We start from the raw sequence: 4,084 nt of genomic DNA on the forward strand, positions 1-4,084 counted from the left end.
AGGAAGGATTGCGGACATACGGCAATCCCGCAAGGTCCGATTGGTGCACTATCGATGGCAAATCATCCAGGGAGTGCTCTATGTCCAATCGCCAATTGCGTCTATGGCCGGCCGTTGCTGTCGTCTTGGTAGCCGGTTGCGTCACGGTGCCTTCAAACATCGTGCCTGTCGGCAAAGATACCTATCAGCTGTCGATGACCGGCGTCGGCTTCGCCACCCAGGCGAACACCAATGTCAAAGCCCTTAAGACGGCGGGTGACTATTGCGACAAGCTTGGAAAACACTTGGTCATGCAGCGCAATACCGAATCGGGTGTGTACGGCTGGAGTCCGCGCCAGAGTAATTTGACATTCCTGTGTCTGGATGCGAATGATCCGGATTACACGCATAAGGTTCAGGCAAGTGTGACGGTCAGTAACTAGGGCGACGTACGAGCCTGGCCGATACCGGCATTTCATGGTCGCGGGACAACATTGTGGGACCGGTGGCTTCGCTTCCATGAGGCGCTTCGTTATTGCGTAGGAGGATCATGACTATCTGGGTAAGCAAACTTAAAGATGAGCTACGCGAGCGCGCGCATTATCTGGCGACCACGCAGGGTATCCCTCACTATTCAAGCCTTGGCGATCCGCCGACGATATTGTTTCCCGTTGCTGCGGACGGGAATAGCCACGGCAATTTTCATCCCGATTCCTGGCGGTCGATCTTGGCCAGCGACACTTTGGCGCGCCGACTCGAGAAGGGTCTTGCTCAAGCCGCAACCGCTCTACCGGTCGAACACGCCGGAGCGCGGGAGCTTGACTCCAGCAACAGTTCGGACGCACTTCTCATGAATTGCTTCTGCTTTCCTGGCGCGGTACCTCGGATCATGAAGGGCTTGGGACTTTGGGAATCGGTCGGCTCCACTGCGCTGCCGGAATTTGGGGTCAAGGCGAAACTGCCCAAGACGCAAAATCGCCAAGATGCGACCGAGTTGGACATGAAAATCGGCACACATATTTTCGAAGCGAAGCTTACGGAAAAGGATTTCACCTCAAGCCCAATCGACCATGTTCGTGAATATACAGACTTCGATACTGTATTCGACCGTTCAGCACTGCGAGTCGTCGATTCAGAGCTCAAGGGCTATCAACTAATACGCAATGTCCTGGCCGCCTTTCATTTAAACGCGACGTTGATTGTCTTACTTGATCAGCGGCGGCCAGATCTCTTGCAGGAATGGTGGTCAGTTCACGCGGCTATCAAAGACACCGCCGTGAGGCTGCGGTGCGGGTTTCGAACGTGGCAGCAAGTAGCGGCAGCCAGTCCGCCGGCGCTCGCCGCCTACTTGGCCGGCAAGTATGGGATTTGAGAGAAGCATTGCCGTCAGTACTTGCTTGCGAAGACTTTGGCGGGAAAGCTTGGGTAGCGTAGGGCCACTCCATCGCGTCAGGTAAAGGGCCCTCTTGTCGCCGTTCAATCCTGCGTTTGACTCTGCGCGCCTCGTGTCCTGCAAATGCACTTGCGACGTCGTTTCCTACGGTAGTGCCGCGCTCGATCTGGGTTCTTGCCCACACCCCAAGCTTCAATATGGGTGCCGAGTGCCTTTCCCTCCAGATCCCTTTTCCTCCTTGCCTTCTCGGCCTTTTGCGCCCATGGTTTGAGATTCATTCGCTTCGGTCTGCACCTGAAAGTTGCGATCGGGCCGCGGGCGGGGCAGGATAGGCCCAATGGCGCGGCCGACGAAGAATGCCACTCAGGTCTATAAATCAGTTTGTAGCGCCTGTCGCAATAAAGGTCTTAGAACAGGGAAGTTGATCAAAATAAGTCGCCCATCAAGGGAGCTTTCCCATGAGTAGTACGACTCGCGCTTGGATTCGTGGCACTGGGATGAGCAGCGCGGAGAGATTCGTCGTCTTCGCCTCATCAATCGGCACGGTATTCGAATGGTACGATTTCTATCTCTATGCCGTGCTGGCGCCTTTTTTCGCGTCACTATTCTTTCCGGCCGGAAACGACACTGCCGCGTTGCTTGCGGCTTTCGCTACCTATGCTGCGGGCTTTGTGGTGCGCCCGTTTGGCGCGCTCCTGTTTGGCCGCATCGGCGACCTTGTCGGTCGCAAATATACCTTCCTGGTCACCATCATTGTGATGGGTTCATCCACCTTTCTGGTCGGCTTGCTTCCAACGTACGCAAGAATCGGCTGGTTGTCACCGGTACTGCTCGTTACGCTGCGACTGCTGCAGGGACTTGCCGTGGGCGGAGAGTACGGCGGTGCGGCGACCTATGTGGGTGAGCATGCCCGGTCCGGCGAGCGTGGTTATGCGACAAGTTGGATTCAGACCACGGCGACGGGGGGATTGGCACTCGCCCTGATCATCATCATCGGTTGCCGCCAGCTGATGCCACCCAAGGCGTTTTCGGAGTGGGGCTGGCGGATTCCATTCCTCCTGTCGGTTATCTTGTTGCTGTTTTCGCTGTATATCCGGCTCAAGTTGAGCGAGTCACCCATATTCTTAAAGATGAAAGATGAAGGGAAAGGGTCCAAGTCGCCGCTGATCGACAGTTTCGTTCGCTACCCGAACAACAAATTTGTGCTGCTTGCCACTTTGGGAGCCACCGCCGGAATGGGCGTAGTGTGGTACACGGGCCAGTTCTATGCACTGTTCTTTCTCACTATTACGCTCAAAGTGAACTACTTGCCGGCGTACCTCTTGGTCCTGGTCGCGCTACTCATCGGGATGCCTCTATTCGTTTTCGTCGGTGGTCTGTCCGATCGCATTGGGCGCCTCAAAATCATCCTCGCCGGTTGCTTGATTGCGGCGCTCACCTTCTTTCCACTGTTCGACGGGCTCACGCACTACGCCAACCCGGACCTTGAATCCTTCTCAAAGAGTAAGCCCGTGACAGTGTATGCCAACGCGTCGACCTGCCAGCTGCACATCTTTGTCACTGCTTTCACGCAATTTTCGAGCTGTGACCGTGCGCGCGATTTGGTAACTAATCTTGGCGTGTCGTTCAAGACGGAGAATGTTCCCGCAATGGGCAGCAAGGTCACCCTGAAGATCGGGACGGTGACAATGGAAGGCTTCGATGTCAATAGATGGAACGGGGCTTTTGTCGATGCAGGATATCCCAATCTGGAGCGCGACGGCCAAGGCAAAGTCGCGCCAAAGTCCGCCGATACGTCAAAAATAAACTGGTTCATGACGGAATTGATCTTGCTCGTCATGATGATATACGCAGCGATGGTGTACGGACCGATTGCCGCGTTTCTGGTGGAATTATTTCCCACGAGAATTCGCTATTCATCGATATCGATGCCCTACCACATCGGCGCCGGTGTCTTCGGCGGCATGCTGCCCTTGCTGGCAACGGCTGTCGCGGCTGCCACAGGCAATATCTATGCCGGGCTGTGGTACTCCGTGATTGTTGCCCTCATGACCGTGGTGATCGGGGGAGCCTTCTTACGGGAGACCAAGGACGTGGATATTGTGCTGGGATCCGGGGTTGAAGCAGCTCACCCTGCTAGGTTGTCGCCTGGCTAGTCGAAACGCGGCGACCTTCTCGCCCAACACGTTCTTTTGGAGTGACGGAGAGCGCCTTGTTCTACGAACCCAGTAAGAGGAACCACGGACTTGCGCGCGATCCCTTCAAGGCCATCGTCGCGCCACGTCCTATCGGTTGGATCTCATCGATGAGCGCGAAGGGAGAGATCAACCTCGCCCCGTATTCATTCTTCAATGGCGTCTCGAGCGATCCGCCGATGGTGATGTTCGCTTCCGAGGGTCGAAAGGATTCAATCACTTTTGTCGAGGAAACCAAGGAATTTGTCTGCAACCTAGCCACTTGGAATCTGCGCGAACAAATGAATGCCACTTCGGGACCGTTCGCACGCGGCACCAATGAAATGAAGGAGGCGGGGTTGGTTTCTGCACCATCGATATTGATAAAACCTCCGCGAATAAAAACGTCTCCGTGCGCGCTGGAATGCCGATGGCTGCAAACCGTGCATCTTAGTGACATCCAGGGGGAAAACACCGATCGATACGTCGTCTTCGGGCAGGTCGTCGGCATTCATAGCGATGAAAGTTTTATTAAGGA

4 protein-coding genes are annotated in these 4,084 nt (G+C 55.3%); all 4 read left to right on the forward strand.

All coding sequences use genetic code 11. The features are described from left to right. Window positions 1–80: 80 nt before the first annotated feature. Window positions 81–422, forward strand: a complete 342-nt coding sequence (locus tag VK725_RS07590) for a hypothetical protein (RefSeq protein ID WP_325317453.1) — start codon at window positions 81–83, stop codon at window positions 420–422. A gap of 107 nt (window positions 423–529) precedes the next feature. Next, window positions 530–1,351: a PGN_0703 family putative restriction endonuclease gene (locus tag VK725_RS07595; RefSeq protein WP_325317454.1), complete on the forward strand. Its 822-nt coding sequence runs from the start codon at window positions 530–532 to the stop codon at window positions 1,349–1,351. Window positions 1,352–1,830: 479 nt separating this feature from the next. Beyond that, on the forward strand, window positions 1,831–3,528 hold the full coding sequence (locus VK725_RS07600; protein WP_325317455.1) for an MFS transporter: 1,698 nt from the start codon (window positions 1,831–1,833) through the stop codon (window positions 3,526–3,528). Window positions 3,529–3,584: 56 nt separating this feature from the next. Further along, window positions 3,585–4,084 (forward strand): flavin reductase family protein (locus VK725_RS07605; protein ID WP_325317456.1); only part of this gene is annotated, 500 nt, incomplete at its 3' end.

This window comes from Dyella sp. (genome assembly GCF_035486915.1).
Taxonomy (GTDB): Bacteria; Pseudomonadota; Gammaproteobacteria; order Xanthomonadales; family Rhodanobacteraceae; genus Dyella_B.